Here is a 19,099-nt window from a genome sequence, read left to right as displayed (position 1 = left end):
CATTTAATGCAAAGATCAAAGCCTTTAGAGCTCAGTTCAGAGGGGTCAAAAACGTAGCTTTCTTCCTCTATAGACTCTCAAGAATCTATGCTTGAAATTACTACTCCCCAACTTTTCGGGTTGATCCGAAGCAATGCTGAATGGGCTGTTGTTTATTTCGGATCATTTTCTTCTAAGAAGGAGGCCGTGAATCGAGAGAAGCAAGTGAAAAAATGGAAGAGCAGAAAAAGAGTTGAGAGCTTAATCAACAAATCCAAGATATAGCTCAGTTGGTTTAGAGCATCCCGACTTCTAAGGCGGGAGGGAGGTATGTTTCGAATCCTACTATCCTCACTAAAGGTTTGCAAATTTTGCAAACCTTTTTTTGTTTTACGGCATGTGTAGTTTCTATATCCTTTACTCTGAAAAGCTCCAACAATATTATTATGGCTACAGCTGTGATGATCTTTCTGAAAGAATTAGAAAGCATAACTCCAACCATAAAGGGTTTACAGGAAAGACTAATGATTGGCAGCTAGTCTATAAAGAAGAATATGCTACTAAAACTGAAGCTTTTAAGCGAGAGCTACAAATCAAAAAGTGGAAGAGTAGAAAAAGAGTTGAGAGCTTAATCAACAAATCCAAGATATAGCTCAGTTGGTTTAGAGCATCCCGACTCCTAAGTCGGGAGGGAAGTATGTTTCAAATCCTACTATCCCCACAAAAGAAAAGCCTTTCGATAAAAATCGGGAGGCTTTTTTATTTTGTGCAGTACTAATATTAGCAATATTAATGCCCTCTTCTTCTTCTAACCTTAAACAAATACTTATTAAAGTCATAACCTATATAATATTAATGAACTGTCACATAAATTGATACTAATCTAAATTGATTATGAGCATTATGGAGAATGTTGAGAATGAATTAGATTCTTCAATTTATATAATTAATTATAGTTGCAATACTAAGTCGCCCAATCCTTTCAAAAAAAATGTGTGAGATAAAATATTTAAATTCCTTCATTATCATGGGGGCAGATTTAGGTCAGTCTAAATCATAAGGGAATTTATAGGTGATATGAAAATTACATTGAAACATGCATTGGTTGACTAGTTGAAGAGCAATTAATAAAAGAGGAAGAAATACCTGTTAAGAAGCGAAAGATGAAAGTTTTGAATTTGATAATGTGATTGTTAACAGAATATTTCATGAAGGTTATAAATTTATGATGGAATTAACTTCAAATCAGTATTCTTTAGGATTCTTACTATTAGCAGTTGTTATAAGTATAACTGCTGTTATTATAAAATATAAAACATGAAATAGTAATGTTTAAAAGTAGTTCTTAATAACATAGCTGGCGTAAAAGCGTTAGTTATGATATCAAAAATATTTGATATATCTTTGTACTGCATCTAAGTATTTATAATAAAACTAAAGATATTTTTAACAAAGCATCAATTAGATCAATAGACTTTAGCAATGGGAAACAATAAATCTGAAGGTGACAAAATAGAAGTTTTTTATCAAAAAAACCCAAATTACCGCTCAGTATTTGCTGATGGAGCTCAGGGAGCTATCACCCCAAGGAATATGTTAAGCTTGTCTTTTTATTCAACTAGAAATGCCATTCCTAAAAGTTTGACATACGATATAATAAATAACCAAGTTGTAAATGAAAAATTAGGTAAAGATTCGAAACAAGGTTTTATAAGAGAAATTGAGTTTACAACTTATATGGATAAGCAGACTGCAAAAGAACTTTATGAGTTATTAGGTAAATTTCTGAAAAATGATGACACAGACAACAATGAAAAATAAAATAGGTTCGAGTCAAGTTCTTTTTATACCTGATTTAAAAATATTTGCTGAAAATTTGCATAATAATTTTCAGAACAGTGATTATAGTTCAGGACTTGTTGAGTATGATCCTACTGTTTTAGAAAATTTATTAAATTCTAAAATTGATATATTAGATAGAAATGATTTAGTATATAACTACATATTTGATTTACTTCAAAATAAAAACTTTATTGCTATATCAGAATTTCTAAAAGATGCTATCAAATGCAGGAAACATTTACATAATTCTATATTAAAAAGCATAACAGTCATATTAAATGGTGTGAATAAAGAGAATATATCATCTCTACTGTCATCTATTGAAGTTGAATTAGAGTGAATATTGAGGTTGATAGAAACTAAATCTGAAATATTATCACGCATTGATAACTCCACGAAAGAAGTTGGAATTTGTGGTAAATGTGTAAATTTCCAGAAGGGAGCTCTACATGTAGGGATTTATTGAGTTTATAAAAAAGAGCTATCTATTTTTCATTTTCTTGGTGACGCATATGTTAGATATGAAAAAGTAGACACAAATAACTTCTCTGAATATGGATTTAAAAAATTTGAAACTTTTAAAGTAGAACAAGATCTTCCCTCATTAATTTCACTCGTCCGCTCAATATTAGCTACAAAAAAGTTCCAACATTTTAGATTTGAACTTAATTATCCTGTTTATAGAGAATTGACATTTAGTGGGCAATCAACATATGACAATTCTGCTCAAGCATTTGACTATCTTATCAATTGTGGAGTTTTTGTAGCTGCTCTTTTCTTAACTTTTAAATATCATCTTTTAGATTTAAAAAGTTGGCCAAAAGCAAAAGATGACTCTGCTTTTGAGCCATGGTTTAATTTTGCACGAATACCTTCAAATCAAAGAGAAAATTATTATAATGATGCTCTTCACTTGAGAGGAAGGCACGTTATTTCATCACTGTATTCCATTCAACCTGTTAATTACCAAGTTGCCGAAAATACTTCTTGGGAAGTGTTAAAAAATTTTCAAGATAAGCAAATTTGTGCTTGACAGTATACTTAGAAAGTTATTCATAAAATAGACAAGTGAAATAATGGCTAAAAATATAAGTGACTGATAATAAGTCCTTAATTTTAGCCATACAAGCAGGGGGCTTTATGTTTCGAATCCTACTATCCCCACCAAAGAAAAGCCTTTCGATAAAAATCGGGAGGCTTTTTTCGTTTATGGTTGTGTCCAGTCCTAAAATAGTGTTACACAAATAATAGTAATGTTATAAAGTAAAAAAACTTTCAATTTTCCTTAAAAGGTTTTCTGTGAAATTTCAGTATGGTTTACTGCTCAAGAACAGTGGCAAGTTTAATTACTTTTTGTACTACTCCACTATTGTCAGCAATTGGGGTGTAAATAGCATTCAATTTAACAAGCTTACCTTTCGAGGAATACCTCTCAAAAGTTCCTTTTTTAGCTTCTCCATTTCCTATCTCTTTCCAGAAATTTTGATATTCCTCAGTTTGCTCATACTCAGGAGAAACGAATATTTTGTGATGTTTTCCCTGAACACTCTGCAAGTCGTAGCCCATAGCCTGTAGGAAATTTTTATTGGCATCAAGTATTCGGCCTTCAGGGGTAAACTCAATCACGGCCATTAAACTTTGTAAACCGGTAAGCAGGGATTTGCTTTCAGCGCTTTGCTTTTCAATTTCTTTGTTTTTTCTGGCCAGTTCCTCCTGAGTGGCTTCCATTTCTTCCATATTATGCCTCATCTCTTCTTCCTGGGTTCTCATTTCTTCCGCTTGCCGCTGTGATTCCTCATACAGTATTTTAGTTCTGTCGTTTACTTTGGTGGTATTTAATGCCACTGCAATACTTTCACAAGCTTCCTTCAGAAAATCTATTTTGTACTCCTCTAAGGCACTAAAGCTGGCAAGTTCCATTACTCCTTCCATTTGGCCATCTCTTTGTATAGGTACTATCACGATGGTGCGAGGGTTGGCGTCACCTAACCCGGATCTGATTCTAATATAGCTGTCAGGTATTTCAGTAAGGTAAATAACATCCTTCTCCAGGTAACATTGGCCTACCAAACCTTCCCCTGCATGAATTTTTAAATTGGCTTGCTTCTTCCTGCCATAAGCATAACGGGCTTCTAATTCCAAAAAGATATCATTTTTGTCATCATCATTTACAATGAAAATACCTCCCTGATTGAGTTTCATGTATTTAATGATGAATGTCAGCGTTTCATTCATCAATAAACTTAGGTTGCTATTATTATTTCTGATAATATCGGATAATTTAGAAAGACCCAGGTTTAAGAATTTCTCCCTCTTCTCTCTTAAGCTACTTGTTTTAAGGTTCTTCTGCATATTTACTAAAGCAGTTCCTAAAGGATCGTTTTCATCCAGCTGATAATCCACCTCGTAATTATCGTTAGCTATTTCCCTGGCGAATTCTATGTTTTTCTGTGTGTTTTCAAAATCTTTTTCAGTCTCTACAATTTTATTAAAAAGGCGTACAGAGTTTTTTCTGGCTTCAATGGAATGATTGCCTGCAATTACTGCTGCAACTACCACTAAGCCGGCATGAAAGAGGAAAGTTTGAAAGTCCATATAATCCATTTGAGTAAAATAAATGGACTGATAGGAAGCAACACCTTCTGTAAAACCAATGTACTGAATGTAGGCAAATATGGAATGGTGGACTACAATAAATAAAACAACAGGAATAAATATTTTTAAATTTTGGTAAGCCATTAAAATAATAATAGCTATAAAGGCTGTAAAGTGCATTTCAAAAAGCCCATGCATCTGGTAAATAAATTGAGCCATAAAAACACCCACTACAAGGCTTCCTACGTATTGGTAAGCTTTAGATTGAGGAAGTAAAAACTTGATTCCGTAATACAGAATTATATTTAAAGCACCTACGCCAAAGGCAACGAGCCAGGTTTCATAGAAAAAACCGAGAAAAATACCAAAGATGAAATAAAACAGGAGTAATAATTCTAATGCTCTATCTGCTTTTTGATCTATCGTTTTAAAAAAGGAGCTACTTTTAATTTCTGTTTCCATTGATGTGTTAAAAATTAAATAAATTACTTAAACCGCTTTCCTGTCTTGAATGTGAAGGTAACTCACAACCATATGGTATGGTGGCCAGTAGCGGAAAGTCTGGAGGGCTTTCGTTTTTAATAAGAGCCTGCAATGCCATTTCTGCAAATTTTGTGTTTTTGGAAGTGCAAAAACGTGCCTTGTTATAATTGCCTTTATAGAAAATCTTGTTGTCTTTTATTAATACAGCCTGTGGGGTACTGTAAATTCCTAATTCTTTGGCAAGCGCTCCATCGGTATCTGAAATAGTGGGAATGTTAAGTTCGTATTTCTCCTTAAATTCTTTACCTGCATTGGATGTTGTTTCTCCTGAAGATTCCACTATGGCAAGAAAATTCACCTTGTCACTAAATTTTGCTACCATCAGTTCAAACTCTTTCATGTTAAACCTTGAACAAGGGCAGTCATAATTATAAAAATGGATATATAGCGGCTTACCGATGAAATTTGAGAGTTGTGGCAATTTCACAGAGTCACCCTGCTCCACAATTTCAAGGTTAGAAGGGACTGGCGTGGGTAATGAAAATTTTACTTCCTGCTTCCAGAATATGAATAGTATTGAACCAAAACAAACAATAAATAGCGCAATAGCAATAAAGATTCTCATTATCTAAATAAATCAAAAGCCTCTCAAAATGTTTACTTTTAGAAATGGGGAGATTGGTTGAGTGAGATTTTATATTGCTTCGCTTCTAATCTAATAATAGTTGTTAACAATCAATCAATCTTTTTGGACTTACGCGATTATTAACTTGCACGGATTTGGATTGTTTAATTTTCTTTTAATACTTAATCTGGAAATCTGAGAATTTTTGACTTATCTTTAATTGAGGCTTTATGTGAAAGACATTATAATTGCCATATATATTGGCATGCCTAAAGTGATATTAAATGGGAAAGTAATGGCCAGTGCCATTGGCAGAAAGAGGCCGGGGTTAGCTTTAGGGACCGCAATTTTCATGGCAGCAGGTACAGCTATATACGAGGCACTTGCTGCAAGAATAGAAAACATCAGTCTGTCGCCTGTGTCAGGAGTAATGAATCCACTTACCCATGCTACCAAAGAACCGTTTAGCAAAGGAATTAGAATGGCAAATGCAGTAGTAAATTTTCCGCTTTTAAAAAAGTCGCCAAGCTTCCTGCCGCTGGTAATTCCCATATCCAGCAGAAACAAGGCAAGAAAGCCTTTAAAAATCTCATTTGTAAAAGGTTCTATGCCCTGAGCCTGTTTTTCATTAGCGAATACTCCAATAATTAAGCTCCCCAGAATCATTAATACGCTTCCATTGGTAAAAGAATGGCTAACAATGCTTCTTAATTTTGGAGAGTCTTTCCGTTTCTTTTCATTTAACCTGATAAGAATTACCCCTACCACTATAGCAGGAGCTTCCATCAGAGCCATTACGGCTACCATGTGCCCGCTGAAATGAATATTTTGCATCTCCAGAAAGGATACTGCAGTTACAAAAGTAACTGCACTAATTGAGCCATAAGCTGCTGCAATTGCCCCTGAATTTTCAATGCTTAGTTTTCTTTTAAGGATAAAGAAGGTATATAAAGGAATAACTACTGCTGTTAACACACCAAAAAGAACAGCATAAATTATGTCTACAGAAAAAGTACTATGTGCCAGTTCCCTGCCTCCATTAAAACCTATGGAGAAAAGCAGATAAAGTGAGATGAATTTTGAAGAACTGTTAGGGATTTCCAGATCACTTTTAAGCTTAACGGCTAAAATTCCAAGAATAAAGAATAATAAAGCGGGGCTGGTGAGGTTGTCTAATAGTAAATCTAAATACATTAATTTATTGTTAATTAGTAAGTCGTTTAATTTTGTTTTCTTTCCTTAAAGTAATGAGCTTGGTAAGCTGCTCACGATCAATAAACTCTAATATTTTTTTGAAGAATTTATATAGCTAAAGTTAACAACTGCTTCGGAGGTAGGAACATTTAAAAGTTTCCTCCAGATTTTTCGTTAAGAAAACTTTCTAACTTAAAGAGAGGTTGGTTAGAAAGAGTGTATGTTCCATAGCTTTGAGTAAGGCGCATGACCTATTTCATACGCCCGAGACCAAAACAAACTTTCTATATCATGCTATATTATCGGCTTTGGAAGATGAAAGAGTCAGCTCAATAGAAGAGTTAATAGTCAAATTCTGGTTGTCTTCTGCGGCTTTGGCAATTACCTGCTGTATTTTTTTGAAAGAATTATTAAGCTCTTCAATCCTCTTTTCAGAACTGGCCTCAGGTTGATTGTACCGTATTTGTGAACTTACATTTTTCATATTGTGAAAATCCAACTTAGAGTTTATAATATTAAAGAGTATTTCTTTTGCTTCTTCGGGAGAATATGTTCCTTTTATAATTTCTATCTTATCCATTTTTCAATAGTTTATTTTTTAATAATTAAATTCTTATTGAGAGAAATGTTGAGGGCTGCAACGCTGAATATCAATAGCAGACCTTTACCTAATTCCGTTAGAAAAATATCCTGAGATTTAGAAATTATAAGCAAGCATACAATAATGCAGGCAATTAACAGCAACATAAGTAAAAGTTGAATCCTGTTTGCGTTCATCATTTAAGGTTTTCTTTTCAGATGAAACAAAGGTCACTAATTGATTATATAAAAGAAAATATATAGTTTTAATGATTATTATAAATAAAATTTATGAACTATACTTTACATCAGCTTCAGGTATTTCTTAAAGTGACCGAAACCCTCAGTATAACTAAAGCTGCTCAAGAATTATATTTAACACAGCCGGCAGTTTCAATTCAGTTGAAAAACTTTCAGGATCAGTTTGATATACCTTTGACTGAAGTAGTGGGAAGAAAAGTTTTTGTGACAGATTTCGGTAAAGAAATTGCCATTGCCGCGGAAAAAATTCTGGCAGAGGTTAATGCCATTAACTATAAAACTTTAGCCTACAAAGGACAGCTAATTGGTAAATTAAAAATTTCTGCTGTATCAACAGGGAAGTATGTGATGCCCTTTTTTCTATCTGACTTTATGAAATCTCATGAGGGCATTGAATTGTCTTTGGATGTAACCAATAAGTCCTCAGTTATTCAAAGTCTTGAGAAAAATGAGGTGGATTTTTCCCTGGTCTCAATATTGCCGGAGAATTTATCTATCGACTCTATTACGCTAATGGAAAACAAGCTCTATCTGGTAAACAGTAAGCCATTAAACAAGAAGCAAAAGTATTTTGATAAAAGCATTTTATCGGAAGTGCCATTGATTTATCGCGAGCAGGGATCTGGTACAAGGCAAACCATGGAAATGTTTTTGAAAGCAAATAATCTTCCGGTGAAGAAGAAAATGGAACTTACTTCCAATGAAGCGGTGAAACAAGCTGTAATTGCAGGTTTGGGCTATTCTGTTTTGCCTCTAATAGGAATAAAGAATGAAGTGATTAACGGAGATCTTCATGTTATTCCTGTAAAAGAATTCCCAATAAAGTCCACATGGAGATTAATCTGGCTTAAAAATAAGAAATTCTCACCTGCGGCTTCTGCTTTTCTCCATTACCTGGAAAAAGAAAAAGAAGATATAATTAAACAAACCTTTGGCTGGTATGAATTGTATTAAAAGATTGAATATCTCCTAATTCCATCCTTGTTCGCCCAGAAGGGGCACAAATTTGAAGTCGTTAAACACTTCTTTCTCCAGCTTTTTATCGGCTTTTTTGCGCAAGCGGATCATTTTCTGTGTTTTATTGTCTCCTACAGGAATCACCAAAATGCCACCTTCATTTAATTGATTGATTAACTCTGTAGGAACTGTAGGCGCTCCTGCTGTTACAATTATTTTATCATAAGGGGCATGTACAGATAAGCCTTTGGAGCCATCACCATAAAAAAAGAAAGGCTTAAAACCCATTTCAGGTAAAAAAATCCTTGTTCTTTCATATAGAGCTTCCTGATATTCTATAGTGTAGACTTTTGCCCCTAAAGCAAGCAAAACGCAAGCCTGATAACCTGATCCGGTACCAATTTCCAAAACTTTGTCACCAGCTTTTAACTCTAATAACTGTGTTTGAAATGCTACTGTGTAGGGCTGGGAAATAGTTTGTCCATGACCGATCGGGAAAGCTTTGTCCTGGTAAGCGTGTTCCAGAAATGCTTTTTCAAAGAAAACATGTCTTGGAATGGTGCCAATAGCTCGTAAAACACGCTCATCGTAAATTCCTTTCTCCCTCAGCTTTCTTACAAGGCCCCTGCGCATCCCCTGATGCTTGTAGTTATCTTCGATCATATTTCAAACTTAGAAAAAAAAGTGAAATGATTTTGAGATAATGTGAAAATTGAGGTGATAAACTATATCTTAAAAAAGATATATGACGTTTCTTCAGGTTGTACTTTTATTAAGCGTTGAATAATTTTTAACTTTGAGGTTTCCATTCTTTAATTATGCAAATAAAATTTCTTTGTTTAAGCTTTTTGCTATTGGGCTCAATTGCTGTAGTAAATGCACAACAAGCACTTAAAGCTGACAAATATCTTGAAAAAGGAAACCTGGAAAAGGTGGAGAAAATTCTGGAAAAGAATATCCGAAAAGATCCCGCTGACCCGGCCAACCACTATATGTTGGCTAAATTATACAGTCAGCCTGATTCACAGTACCAGGCAATTGATTCAGCTCATATTCATATTGAAATAGCACGTGACGGATTTGCTCTAAGTGACAATAGAAATAAGACTCGCTTTATTCGGAAGGGGATGGATAGCTTAAAAATAGAAGTGCTTTCCCTCAAAATTGATAGCCTGGCTTTTGAGAAAGCCTTAAAGATCAATACAGCTAATGCTTATCAGCATTTTATTGATGTTTACCCAGAGGCCGTACAAACGAAAGAGGCTATTATATTAAGGAATGACAGAGCCTACGAAATAGCCCTACAAACCAACACTCCTGCAGCTATGCAGGAATTTTTCAATAAATACCCTAATGCCAGACAGGCAAATTTGGCGAAAGATGCCTTCGAAGCATTATATTTTGAACAGCAAACGAAAGATAAAACAGCTGAAGCTTACAAACGCTATCTACAACAAAAGCCTCATGCCACTTACACTAATAAGGCAGCACTTTCTTTGCTTAAAATCCAAAGTGCCGGTGCTAATAAGCAAACTTTAGTGGACTTTATTACTCAATACCCTAACACTTCAGCGGCAAGGCTCGCTGGAATGATTTTAGAAAGCCTTTCAGAAAAAATGTTCAATCCTAAGCTACTGGTGCATTATAAGTCAGGCTTTTACCATTTCTTCAATATTGATAAAAAGGAATTACTGGGTTTTCAGTTGCAGGCTGTTTTACCTGATTCTTGCCGGTTGATTAATAAGCCATTGATCCATGCCAGCAAAAGCAATGCCTCACAATGGTACTTAAAAGATGGTACTTTCTTTACTGATAAAAACTTGCAAGAATTAACCTATTTAAAAGGAGGATTTTACTTATTACAGGAAGAAGGGGAATTGGAAAAGCAGCTTCTACACCTTTCCAACGATAGCACTCTTTTTGACACAGCTATCGATTTTATACGTTTGGATGAATTCACTCTGGCTAAAAAAACAGCTTCAGGCTGGCAACTCACATCAATTTTAGGCGAGAGAATTTTAAGTCAGCCGGTAGACTCAATTTGGAAAATGAGCGAGCTTTACTTCTTTAAGAAGACCGACAAAATAGCTGTAGCTAAAGCTGCTGATTTAAAGAAAAATGCTGAGGATGATTATAAAACGCTTAGCTTACTCTACACAAATTACCAGCTTTATGAAAGCGGAGACGTTTGGCTGGCTTCAAATAATTTTGAAACTGTACTTAATCAAAAACTGGAACCGGTTATTCCTCTCCAAAAAGCTGCTATTAAAAAAATACCACAGGGTTGGGTACTTCAAAAAGGGCAAAAATATGAGTTGATAAATCAGGATTTTGAGCCAATGTATAATACCTCTTTTGATGAGGTGAGGGCTGTTAAAGAAGTGATGGCACTAAAATCAAATGGCAAATGGGCTATCATATCCTCCGTGGATTCTAAATTCCCATTTTATAAGTATGATTCTGTTCGTCTGTTTAATAGTTGGGTGGCTTATGCATCCAGTGAAAAGGGAAAAGAGCTAATCTTTCTAAGTGGAAAGAAAATTCTTTTGCAAGAAGGAGAAATCTTCAAAATCCTCAGAACTTACAATGAGGAAATGGTTGAAGCAGCCGATGGAGTGAGATTTCTTACTGTCATTAATAGTAAAAACTATCGTAAAGTTTATAACGGAAGCGGAAAGCTAATTCAACAAGGTTTAAATCTGGAGACTTCTGTTATAACTCCTCAGTTGCTTTATGTGAGTGAAGGCAGCCGTCAGGCGTTGATAGATAGTACTGGAAATGAGATAGTCTCAGAGAGGGGAGCCACTTTTGGGAATCTGCAAGATGGAATTGTTCCTATATTGAAGAACAGGAGGTTTGGTGCATTTTTAGTAAAAGAGCAAGTGCTGATCCCTTATCAATCGGATATAAAATTAAGAACCTATGTTCCCGGTCAGTATTTTATCTTCAGCAAAAACAATGTGTTAGGAATTATTGACAAAACCGGTAAAGAAGTGTTATCTGCAGGATTTTCATCTATTGAATACATGAGCGACTCACTGGCATTTGTTTCCCGGGAGGATAAATTGGATCTCATTAATATTTTCACTTCTGAATTGCTTCTGGAAAACATAACAGACAAGAAGAAAGTAGTCTCCCAACAGAAGAATTATTACTTAATTAGAATAGAATCGGGTTATGGAGTGGTAAATTCCGATGCGGAAATATTAATTCCTTTTAATTTTAACTCATTGGAGCACTACTTGTCTGACGATACCATACTTTGGATTGCAGAGAGGAGCGTTCCTGAAATGAATTACCAGTTGCTAGCTTACTTTGATGAGAAGGGAAGTTTACTATTTAGGGAAGGGTTCACTTCTGAAGAATATTTAAAAACAGTTTGTGATTAGTCACATATCACTTCCTCTTTTACCATTCATGTATTTCATATTCAAATAATATAATTAGCAAGGCTAAGTTATCCCAAACTAGTAAATTGCCATTTCATTTAATAACTTAATTTCAAAGCAATGCGCATTCATCACAAAAGAATCTGTCAACTGCTCATTATATTTCTAATTATACCTTTTGCCTGTCAGCAAAACCAAAATGATCCCAAAATCAGAAAGGATGCTAAAAAGCCCAAATTGGTAGTAGGAATTGTTGTTGATCAGTTTCGCCCGGATTATTTAACCCGTTATTACGAACACTTTTCAGCCAATGGTTTTAAAAGGATTTTGACAAACGGTTATCAGAATAAAAATACACATTTCAATTATATCCCCACCTATACTGGCCCTGGGCATGCCTCTGTGTATACTGGTGCTACTCCTAAAACACACGGAATTATCGCCAACGATTGGTATGATAGAGCAATGGGAGAGAAAGTATATTGCGCTGAGGACACTTCTGTTCACACGATAGGCTCGGAATCCAAAAAAGGTTTGATGTCGCCTCACCGAATGCTTAGCAGTACAATTACTGATGAGCTGATGTTAGCTACAAATTTTAAATCAAAAGTAATAGGGCTGGCAATCAAAGACAGAGGTTCCATACTGCCGGCGGGCCATACACCTACAGGAGCTTACTGGTACGATAGCAGCACGGGGGATTTTATTACCAGCAGTTATTACGATAGAAAAGAGCTTCCGGAATGGATGCAGCAATTTAATGCCAGAAAGCTATCTGATAAATACCTTGACAGTGCCTGGACGCTTTCTTTACCTGAAGAGGCTTACACACAATCTACTGCAGATGCTATGCCTTATGAAAGTGTATTCAAGGGAAAAGACCAATCTGTTTTTCCTTATGATCTGAAAGAATTAAGGAAGGATAATGGCAATTTTGGGTTGCTACCGGGTACACCATTTGGAAATACTTTGAGTACAGATGTGGCAATTGCTGCCATTGAAGGCGAGCAAATGGGGCAGGATGAGATCACCGATTTCCTGGCATTAAGTTACTCTTCTACTGATTATATTGGCCACGGGTTTGGCCCAAGATCCATGGAAGTAGAGGATACTTATATCAAGCTGGATCAGGATATTGAACGCTTACTGAATTACCTGGATGAAAAAGTAGGAGAGGGAGAGTATCTTGTATTTGTTACTGCTGACCACGCTTGTGCAGAGGTGCCTTCGTATATGCTTTCAAAGAAAATACCAGCAGGTTATTACAGGGGGAGAGAATACAAAAATGCCATTGAGAATGCATTGTCTGAGAAATATGGTGCAGGTGATTGGATAGAGTCACTTTCCAACGAGCAGTTTTTTCTAAATCAGGAATTAATTGCGGAAAAGAAAATTAAATTAGATGAGATCAGACAATTTGTGGTGCAGCAGGTTTTACAATTGGATGGGGTAGCGCAGGCATATTCTGCTTCAGATATGCAACAAAGTGAATTTACCGAAGGCATAGCTTCTGCATTACAAATGGGATATAACTTTAAACGTTCTGGAGATGTGTTATTTGTGTTAGAGCCTGGTTGGTTCCATGGAAGCGGTATTGGAACAACACATGGAAGTGGATATAATTATGATTCTCATGTTCCATTACTTTGGTTTGGCGCAGGTATTGAAGCTGGAGCTTCCTACAAAAGACAGAGCATTGATGACATCGCTGTTACTCTCTCTTTCTTATTGGATACCAAACTTCCTAATGGAGCCACAGGTGAACCAATTTTGGAACTGTTGAAATAATTTTTTTAACCGCAACTTATACCGGATGACTGGCGGTGTTGTGTTTCGCTGGAAGGGTTTAGTACGGGTACAGAATAAATTTAAACAATCAGGTTTTCCTATGCGTCTTATGATAGTGCTATTGACTGAAGGACGTGCTCCTTATCGCTTCGGGGAATGAGAAAAAGATGGAGTCTAAAGAAATACTAAACTTAAATAGAGCTTATTAGGCAATTGCACAAGAATCAATGATGTATCTGAAAGTCAGTAACAAATAATTGCCCATTGTGTAACCTAATTTTAGATTCTATATAATAGCATTGACGTATAACAATTATTATAAGATTAAAAAAATATCATGAACTACAGAACTTTAGGAAAAACGGAACTGCAGATATCAGAGATTAGCCTGGGTACATGGCAGGTAGGCGGTAAATGGGGCAGCCGTTTTGACTCAGGAAATGCTGAAGAAATAATTAATTCAGCTATAGATCAAGGCGTAAATTTTATAGATACAGCAGATGTTTACGAAGGTGGCTTAAGTGAAAAGGCTGTTGGAAAGGTAGTGAATTCACGCTCTGAGGAAGTTTATATCGCAACTAAATGTGGTAGACAATTGCAACCTCATACCAGCGAAGAATATCAGCCTGAAGTTTTGAGGAAGTTTTTAGAGGCAAGTTTAAAAAACATTGGAGTGGAACGCTTAGATTTAATTCAATTGCATTGCCCTCCCACTGAGGTGTATTACCGACCAGAAATTTTTGCATTGTTTGACGACCTTGTTAAAGAAGGAAAAATCAGAAACTATGGAGTGAGCGTTGAAAAAGTAGAAGAAGGACTGAAAGCGATTGAATACCCCGGGGTAAGCACTGTCCAGATCATCTTTAACATGTTTAGACAAAGACCTTCCGAGCTATTCTTCAAGGAGGCTAAAGCCAAAAACATTGGTGTAATTGCCCGTGTACCCTTAGCTAGTGGCTTATTAACGGGTAAATTCGATAAAAACTCCACTTTTGATAAAGAGGATCACAGAAATTTCAATATCAATGGAGAAGCTTTTGACAAAGGAGAGACTTTTGCCGGTATTGATTATAATAAGGGTTTAGAGGCTGTTGATGAATTGAAAAAAGTTTTTGATCAGGATGAGAATCTTGTTCATAAAGCCCTACAATGGATTTTAAGTTTTGAAGAAGTGAGTTGCGTAATCCCGGGAGCCTCAAAAATAGGCCAGGTTAATGCAAATCTTGAGGTGCTTAATGCCAAACCTTTATCAACTGAAGAAATTAATAAGGTCAACACTATTTATGAGCAATATATTAAAGAGGATGTGCATCATTTGTGGTGAATGTAGATTAGTTTTAATTTATCCGAGAACATCCTTAAACAATAAGAACTTCGGCTCAATCCGGAACTAAACTTATCGCAATCAGCTTTTATTGAACTATGGCAGAAACATCTCATTGGACAGGATCAGACAAATATTTATGCGACCCGGCATTAGCACAAGCATTTCATATGGCACGCTCATTGGGTATGCCGCTTTTAATAGAAGGGGAACCGGGAACCGGTAAAACGGAACTCCCTATCCACTATGCGAAAGACCGCGGACTGGATCTGGAAGTTTACCCGGTAGGCTCTAAGAGCAATGTTGAGCAATTTGTGGCGCGTTTCGATCACGTAAAATATCTGCGTGATTCGCAAATCGAAATTCTGAATGCGCAGCGAGAGGAAAAAGGATTAGCCAGCAAACTCACTACCGGTAACAGAAATCCTGAATTGTTAAAGGATTATGTAGTTAAGGGGCCTGCAGCTATTGCTTACAGCAAACCCAATTCGGTATTATTGATTGACGAAATTGATAAGGCTCCAAGAGAATTTCCAAACGACTTATTGTATGCTTTGAGTCACAGAAAATTCATTATGCCGGAGTCAGGAGAAGTGATTGAAGTATCAGAGGAAGATATGCCGGCAATTGTTATTACCTCTAACAGAGAGCAGGAATTACCCACAGCCTTTAAAGGCAGATGCATTTATCATTATATCGATTTTCCTGATCAGGAAGTAATGGCTAAAATTATTGAAAAGCATCATCCGAGACTGGATGAAAAAGTGGTGAGAGTAGCACTTGACGTGTTCTATCATTTAAGAAGATTAGGCTTAGAAAGAGCACCTACAACACGTGAAATACTGAATTGGCTGAAATACATGGGCGAGATAGCCCCGAAAGAAGCTGTAAAGAAAATTGAGGGTCTCCACGGAATTGGAGCTTTAATTAAAACACAGGGAGATATGGAAAGGGTGAACCGTCTGATTGGCGCAGATGAGAATTTCGGAGGCTCCAGGTTTAATTAGTATTTCTTTTGCTCGTCCTCATTTGCAACAAGGATGGCTAAACACCAGCATTTACAATGCGAAATTGAGTGGCAGGTTTTAAGTAGTAAAAATAGGTTTGGAGTTGTAAGCTCTTTAGCTTAACAATCCACGTTGCAAACGAGGATTAGTTATGAGTTAAAAACTCTATGATTTAGGAGAACTAGAGACAGAGTGCTACGCGAGAACGTAACAATAGTGTGATAGTGTCAACTCGTCCTCACTTGTAAAGAGGATGTTTAAATAATAGCATATGCAATGCGATAAAAAGAAAAAGTATGTTTAGCTCACTACCGGAAAAATTCAGATCTCATGGCTTAAAAGCAGATGTACGTACTTTGCTTTTGCTTAGAAAAGCTATGCAGAAAGGCCTGGTCAAAACATTGGGTGATATCTATAATGTATTAAAAGGCATTATTGTAAAAGGACCGACAGATTTAGGTCCATTTACAAAAGCTTACTACGAATATTTTCTTCAAGTGCCTATTCAGCCTGGACAAACCTTACAAGATGCCATTCTTCGCTCCGAAACTTTTGCTCAATGGAAAACTCAGTTTTTAGATGAAGCAGATCGTGACTTAAACGATGAGGAACTTGTAAATACTTTTCTGGATCAGGTCCACCTTACAAGTTATGATATCAAAGAAGTAGTTTCGGGTAAGGAGATATGGGATAAAGACAACCCCGACCAAGAGGATAAAGATGCTGTCGATCAGGAAGGACAACCCGCAGAAAGGGTGCTGGATAAAATGGCTGATTATTCAGAATTGTCTTTGGAAGAACTATTGGAGCGCATGGAAAAAGTGAGGCAACAGCAAAAAACACAGCATGGAGGAGGAAGCCATTGGATTGGCACTGGCGGAATTTCACCTTATGGGCATGGGGGAGCAGCCAAAAACGGCATCAGAGTGGGCGGTCAGGGCGGAGGAAAAATGGCCAGAAAGGTGATGGGGGATAAAAACTATTTCCCGATTGACAGAGATGCCTTACTGAATGATAATAACATAGATGCAGCATTGGCCTCAATAAAAGGAGTGATTGAAGAAAGTGCTATCGAAAAACTTGATGTTCCTGAAACGATTAAATCAGGATTGAAGAGAGGCGGGCTTTTTATTCCTGAAATGAGCAGCGAGAAAAATGAAGAGCTGAAAGTGATTGTTCTGATAGATAATGGTGGCTATTCTATGGCGCCCTATGTGCGAAGTGTACAAAATCTGTTCAGAAAAATGAAAACCCGCTTTGCACATGATCTGGAAGTTTATTATTTCCACAATACCATTTACAACCATGTTTATACTGATGAGAGAAGGACAAAATCCATCTCTATAGAGAAGCTTCTGGCACACGATAAAGCTTACCGTGTATTTTTTATTGGAGATGCTGCCATGGCGCCTTACGAATTAAATAGCTTGAGCATTGAAAGCATCAAATCCCTAGCACATAAATTTAAAAAAGCTGTTTGGCTCAATCCGGAACCTTTGAAATACTGGCCCCATACTTACACTATTCAGGTGATGAAGCAATTGATTCCTATGTTTCCTCTCACACCATCAGGAATAGAAAGAGCTGTGAGAGCTATGAACACAAAAAGCATCGAAGGATAAAAGAGGTTGTTCGCTCTGTACCAAGCAAAGGTGTATCTTTGCTCCTGAATTTGTGTGTTTAGAATGAAAAAAGCGGATATCATCATTATTGGAGCAGGGGCAGCGGGTATTTTTGCTGCAATTAATGTAGCAGAAGCAAATCCTGGAAAGAAAGTGCTGGTTGTAGAGAAATCATCTAAGCTTTTAGCGAAGGTGAAAGTTTCCGGAGGAGGGAGATGCAATGTTACTAATACCTGCAAAGAACCGGGTGAGCTCATCAAAAACTATCCGAGAGGAAATAAAAAACTGAAAAAAGCCTTTGCTGAATTTGGTACTACGGATACTGTCAATTGGTTTTCGGAGAGAGGAGTGGAGCTTCATGCAGAAGCGGATGGCAGGATGTTTCCTATTACCAATAACTCTCAAACTATTATTGATTGTTTGCTGAAAGCATGTGATAAATATAAAGTTGAAATCATCACCAGAGCAAATATCGAAACTATTGAAAAGCTGGAGAGCTCTTTTCAGTTGACTGCGAACGCCAATCAATTGTTTGAATGTGAGAAGCTACTGATTTCAACAGGAGGTAGCAATAAAATTGAAGGGTACAGTTGGCTGGAAAAGCTTGGTCATAGCATCAATCCACCGGTTCCATCCTTATTTACGTTTAATTTAACTGATAAAAGTATCACAGAATTATCAGGTCTTTCTGTTCCGGATGCAGAAGTGAAAATTGCAGGCACCAAACTATCTCATCGTGGCCCATTGCTCATTACGCATTGGGGCTTAAGCGGACCTGCTGTTTTGAAACTTTCTGCCTGGGGAGCCAGGGTTTTGCAGGAAAAAGAATATCAATATACTGTGTTGGTCAACTGGATTTCCGGGAATAAGGAGCCTGAAGTGAGGAAAATGCGGGAAGAATTTCAACAGGAAAATCCTTTGAAGAAAGTAGCTGGTACACCTCCTTTTCAACTGCCTAAAAGACTTTGGGAATATTTGAGTGCCAAATCAGGAATTGATCCGGAACTCAGATGGAATAATTTTTCAGGAAAAAACTTCAATAAGTTGGTTAATAGTTTAGTATGCGATGAATATACCGCCTCAGGAAAAACCACCTTTAAAGAGGAGTTTGTGACTTGTGGAGGTGTCAAGTTGGGCGAAGTGAATATGGAAACCCTGGAGAGCCGTATTTGTCCCGGTTTGTATTTCGCTGGAGAAGTGTTGGATATTGATGGCGTAACAGGAGGGTTCAACTTTCAGGCGGCCTGGACTACAGCTTACCTGGCAGCCAAAGCCATGTGAATTAATTTAATCGATGTAACTATCACAACAGTCGGTCCTTAAATAAACATTTATTTTTCACTTTCCACCCATACTTAGCTATTTTTATTCCTTAAAGCAAGGAACTGTACAATAAGTACTTTAATATTAGAATGCTAATACTGTTTGCTTGGATAGAGCGCGTGGGACGACAA

General features: G+C 36.6%; 16 protein-coding genes and 1 tRNA gene. 12 read left to right on the top strand and 5 right to left on the bottom strand.

The genetic code is table 11. The features are described 5' to 3' along the window. The first annotated feature begins 376 nt into the window (after nucleotides 1-376). The 5 genes from IEV85_RS18490 to IEV85_RS18470 all read left to right on the top strand — a co-directional run bounded on the left by IEV85_RS18490 (nucleotide 377) and on the right by IEV85_RS18470 (nucleotide 2,854). Nucleotides 377-631: a GIY-YIG nuclease family protein gene (locus IEV85_RS18490; RefSeq protein ID WP_188466242.1), complete on the top strand. Its 255-nt coding sequence runs from the start codon at nucleotides 377-379 to the stop codon at nucleotides 629-631. Then, nucleotides 625-700, top strand: a tRNA-OTHER gene (locus IEV85_RS18485). The genes IEV85_RS18490 and IEV85_RS18485 overlap by 7 nt, the downstream gene beginning before the upstream one ends. Nucleotides 701-1,461: 761 nt before the next feature. Further along, entirely contained in the window at nucleotides 1,462-1,800 is a 339-nt protein-coding gene (locus tag IEV85_RS18480) for a hypothetical protein (RefSeq protein WP_188466240.1), read from the top strand. Next, nucleotides 1,772-2,161, top strand: coding sequence for a hypothetical protein (locus IEV85_RS18475; RefSeq protein ID WP_188466238.1), 390 nt, complete (start codon nucleotides 1,772-1,774; stop codon nucleotides 2,159-2,161). Before IEV85_RS18480 ends, IEV85_RS18475 begins: the two co-directional genes overlap by 29 nt. 348 nt (nucleotides 2,162-2,509) lie before the next feature. Then, the gene (locus IEV85_RS18470; protein WP_188466236.1) at nucleotides 2,510-2,854 is read left to right on the top strand and encodes a hypothetical protein; all 345 of its coding nucleotides are present in this window, start codon (nucleotides 2,510-2,512) and stop codon (nucleotides 2,852-2,854) included. Between the two features lie 284 nt (nucleotides 2,855-3,138). On the opposite strand, the gene IEV85_RS18465 is transcribed toward IEV85_RS18470, so the two are convergent. From IEV85_RS18465 to IEV85_RS18450, 4 genes are all read right to left on the bottom strand, one after another. Continuing rightward, nucleotides 3,139-4,878 carry a GAF domain-containing protein gene (locus IEV85_RS18465; RefSeq protein WP_188466234.1) on the bottom strand — a complete coding sequence of 580 codons (1,740 nt, stop codon included), beginning with the start codon at nucleotides 4,876-4,878 and terminating at the stop codon, nucleotides 3,139-3,141. 7 nt (nucleotides 4,879-4,885) lie between these two features. After that, the gene (locus tag IEV85_RS18460; RefSeq protein WP_188466232.1) at nucleotides 4,886-5,524 is read right to left on the bottom strand and encodes a peroxiredoxin family protein; all 639 of its coding nucleotides are present in this window, start codon (nucleotides 5,522-5,524) and stop codon (nucleotides 4,886-4,888) included. A gap of 228 nt (nucleotides 5,525-5,752) precedes the next feature. Continuing rightward, the gene (locus tag IEV85_RS18455) at nucleotides 5,753-6,718 is read right to left on the bottom strand and encodes a sodium-dependent bicarbonate transport family permease (protein ID WP_188466230.1); all 966 of its coding nucleotides are present in this window, start codon (nucleotides 6,716-6,718) and stop codon (nucleotides 5,753-5,755) included. Nucleotides 6,719-7,007: 289 nt separating this feature from the next. After that, entirely contained in the window at nucleotides 7,008-7,298 is a 291-nt protein-coding gene (locus IEV85_RS18450; protein ID WP_188466228.1) for a hypothetical protein, read from the bottom strand. 290 nt (nucleotides 7,299-7,588) lie between these two features. Between IEV85_RS18450 and IEV85_RS18445 the strand changes: the two genes are divergently transcribed. Then, nucleotides 7,589-8,512: a LysR family transcriptional regulator gene (locus IEV85_RS18445; RefSeq protein ID WP_188466226.1), complete on the top strand. Its 924-nt coding sequence runs from the start codon at nucleotides 7,589-7,591 to the stop codon at nucleotides 8,510-8,512. A gap of 15 nt (nucleotides 8,513-8,527) precedes the next feature. Here IEV85_RS18445 and IEV85_RS18440 read toward each other — a convergent pair whose 3' ends face one another. Continuing rightward, on the bottom strand, nucleotides 8,528-9,178 hold the full coding sequence (locus IEV85_RS18440) for a protein-L-isoaspartate(D-aspartate) O-methyltransferase (protein ID WP_188466224.1): 651 nt from the start codon (nucleotides 9,176-9,178) through the stop codon (nucleotides 8,528-8,530). A gap of 155 nt (nucleotides 9,179-9,333) precedes the next feature. Here IEV85_RS18440 and IEV85_RS18435 point away from each other — a divergent pair, with 155 nt between their 5' ends. From IEV85_RS18435 to IEV85_RS18410, 6 genes are all read left to right on the top strand, one after another. Continuing rightward, nucleotides 9,334-11,904, top strand: coding sequence for a WG repeat-containing protein (locus tag IEV85_RS18435; RefSeq protein WP_188466222.1), 2,571 nt, complete (start codon nucleotides 9,334-9,336; stop codon nucleotides 11,902-11,904). Between the two features lie 120 nt (nucleotides 11,905-12,024). Further along, nucleotides 12,025-13,692 carry an alkaline phosphatase PafA gene (gene pafA / locus IEV85_RS18430; RefSeq protein ID WP_188466220.1) on the top strand — a complete coding sequence of 556 codons (1,668 nt, stop codon included), beginning with the start codon at nucleotides 12,025-12,027 and terminating at the stop codon, nucleotides 13,690-13,692. A 337-nt stretch (nucleotides 13,693-14,029) separates the two neighbouring features. Then, nucleotides 14,030-15,016, top strand: coding sequence for an aldo/keto reductase (locus tag IEV85_RS18425; protein ID WP_188466218.1), 987 nt, complete (start codon nucleotides 14,030-14,032; stop codon nucleotides 15,014-15,016). A 98-nt stretch (nucleotides 15,017-15,114) separates the two neighbouring features. After that, nucleotides 15,115-16,023, top strand: a complete 909-nt coding sequence (locus tag IEV85_RS18420) for an AAA family ATPase (RefSeq protein ID WP_188466216.1) — start codon at nucleotides 15,115-15,117, stop codon at nucleotides 16,021-16,023. A 296-nt stretch (nucleotides 16,024-16,319) separates the two neighbouring features. Further along, entirely contained in the window at nucleotides 16,320-17,645 is a 1,326-nt protein-coding gene (locus tag IEV85_RS18415) for a hypothetical protein (RefSeq protein WP_188466214.1), read from the top strand. A 63-nt stretch (nucleotides 17,646-17,708) separates the two neighbouring features. After that, nucleotides 17,709-18,926 carry a BaiN/RdsA family NAD(P)/FAD-dependent oxidoreductase gene (locus tag IEV85_RS18410; RefSeq protein ID WP_188466212.1) on the top strand — a complete coding sequence of 406 codons (1,218 nt, stop codon included), beginning with the start codon at nucleotides 17,709-17,711 and terminating at the stop codon, nucleotides 18,924-18,926. Nucleotides 18,927-19,099: the final 173 nt, after the last annotated feature.

Origin of the sequence: Marivirga lumbricoides (assembly GCF_014636295.1) — a bacterium.
Lineage (GTDB): Bacteria > Bacteroidota > Bacteroidia > Cytophagales > Cyclobacteriaceae > Marivirga > Marivirga lumbricoides.
Note: the sequence above shows the minus strand (reverse complement) of the source record. Positions and strands in the feature narration are given on the sequence as shown.

Coding starts and splice junctions, on each gene's coding strand:
- pafA (WP_188466220.1), top strand. CDS start 12,025: ATGCGCATTCATCACAAAAGAATCTGTCAACTGCTCATTATATTTCTA.
- IEV85_RS18465 (WP_188466234.1), bottom strand. CDS start 4,878: ATGGAAACAGAAATTAAAAGTAGCTCCTTTTTTAAAACGATAGATCAA.
- IEV85_RS18415 (WP_188466214.1), top strand. CDS start 16,320: ATGTTTAGCTCACTACCGGAAAAATTCAGATCTCATGGCTTAAAAGCA.
- IEV85_RS18445 (WP_188466226.1), top strand. CDS start 7,589: ATGAACTATACTTTACATCAGCTTCAGGTATTTCTTAAAGTGACCGAA.
- IEV85_RS18490 (WP_188466242.1), top strand. CDS start 377: ATGTGTAGTTTCTATATCCTTTACTCTGAAAAGCTCCAACAATATTAT.
- IEV85_RS18410 (WP_188466212.1), top strand. CDS start 17,709: ATGAAAAAAGCGGATATCATCATTATTGGAGCAGGGGCAGCGGGTATT.
- IEV85_RS18450 (WP_188466228.1), bottom strand. CDS start 7,298: ATGGATAAGATAGAAATTATAAAAGGAACATATTCTCCCGAAGAAGCA.
- IEV85_RS18420 (WP_188466216.1), top strand. CDS start 15,115: ATGGCAGAAACATCTCATTGGACAGGATCAGACAAATATTTATGCGAC.
- IEV85_RS18475 (WP_188466238.1), top strand. CDS start 1,772: ATGATGACACAGACAACAATGAAAAATAAAATAGGTTCGAGTCAAGTT.
- IEV85_RS18425 (WP_188466218.1), top strand. CDS start 14,030: ATGAACTACAGAACTTTAGGAAAAACGGAACTGCAGATATCAGAGATT.
- IEV85_RS18480 (WP_188466240.1), top strand. CDS start 1,462: ATGGGAAACAATAAATCTGAAGGTGACAAAATAGAAGTTTTTTATCAA.
- IEV85_RS18460 (WP_188466232.1), bottom strand. CDS start 5,524: ATGAGAATCTTTATTGCTATTGCGCTATTTATTGTTTGTTTTGGTTCA.
- IEV85_RS18440 (WP_188466224.1), bottom strand. CDS start 9,178: ATGATCGAAGATAACTACAAGCATCAGGGGATGCGCAGGGGCCTTGTA.
- IEV85_RS18455 (WP_188466230.1), bottom strand. CDS start 6,718: ATGTATTTAGATTTACTATTAGACAACCTCACCAGCCCCGCTTTATTA.
- IEV85_RS18435 (WP_188466222.1), top strand. CDS start 9,334: ATGCAAATAAAATTTCTTTGTTTAAGCTTTTTGCTATTGGGCTCAATT.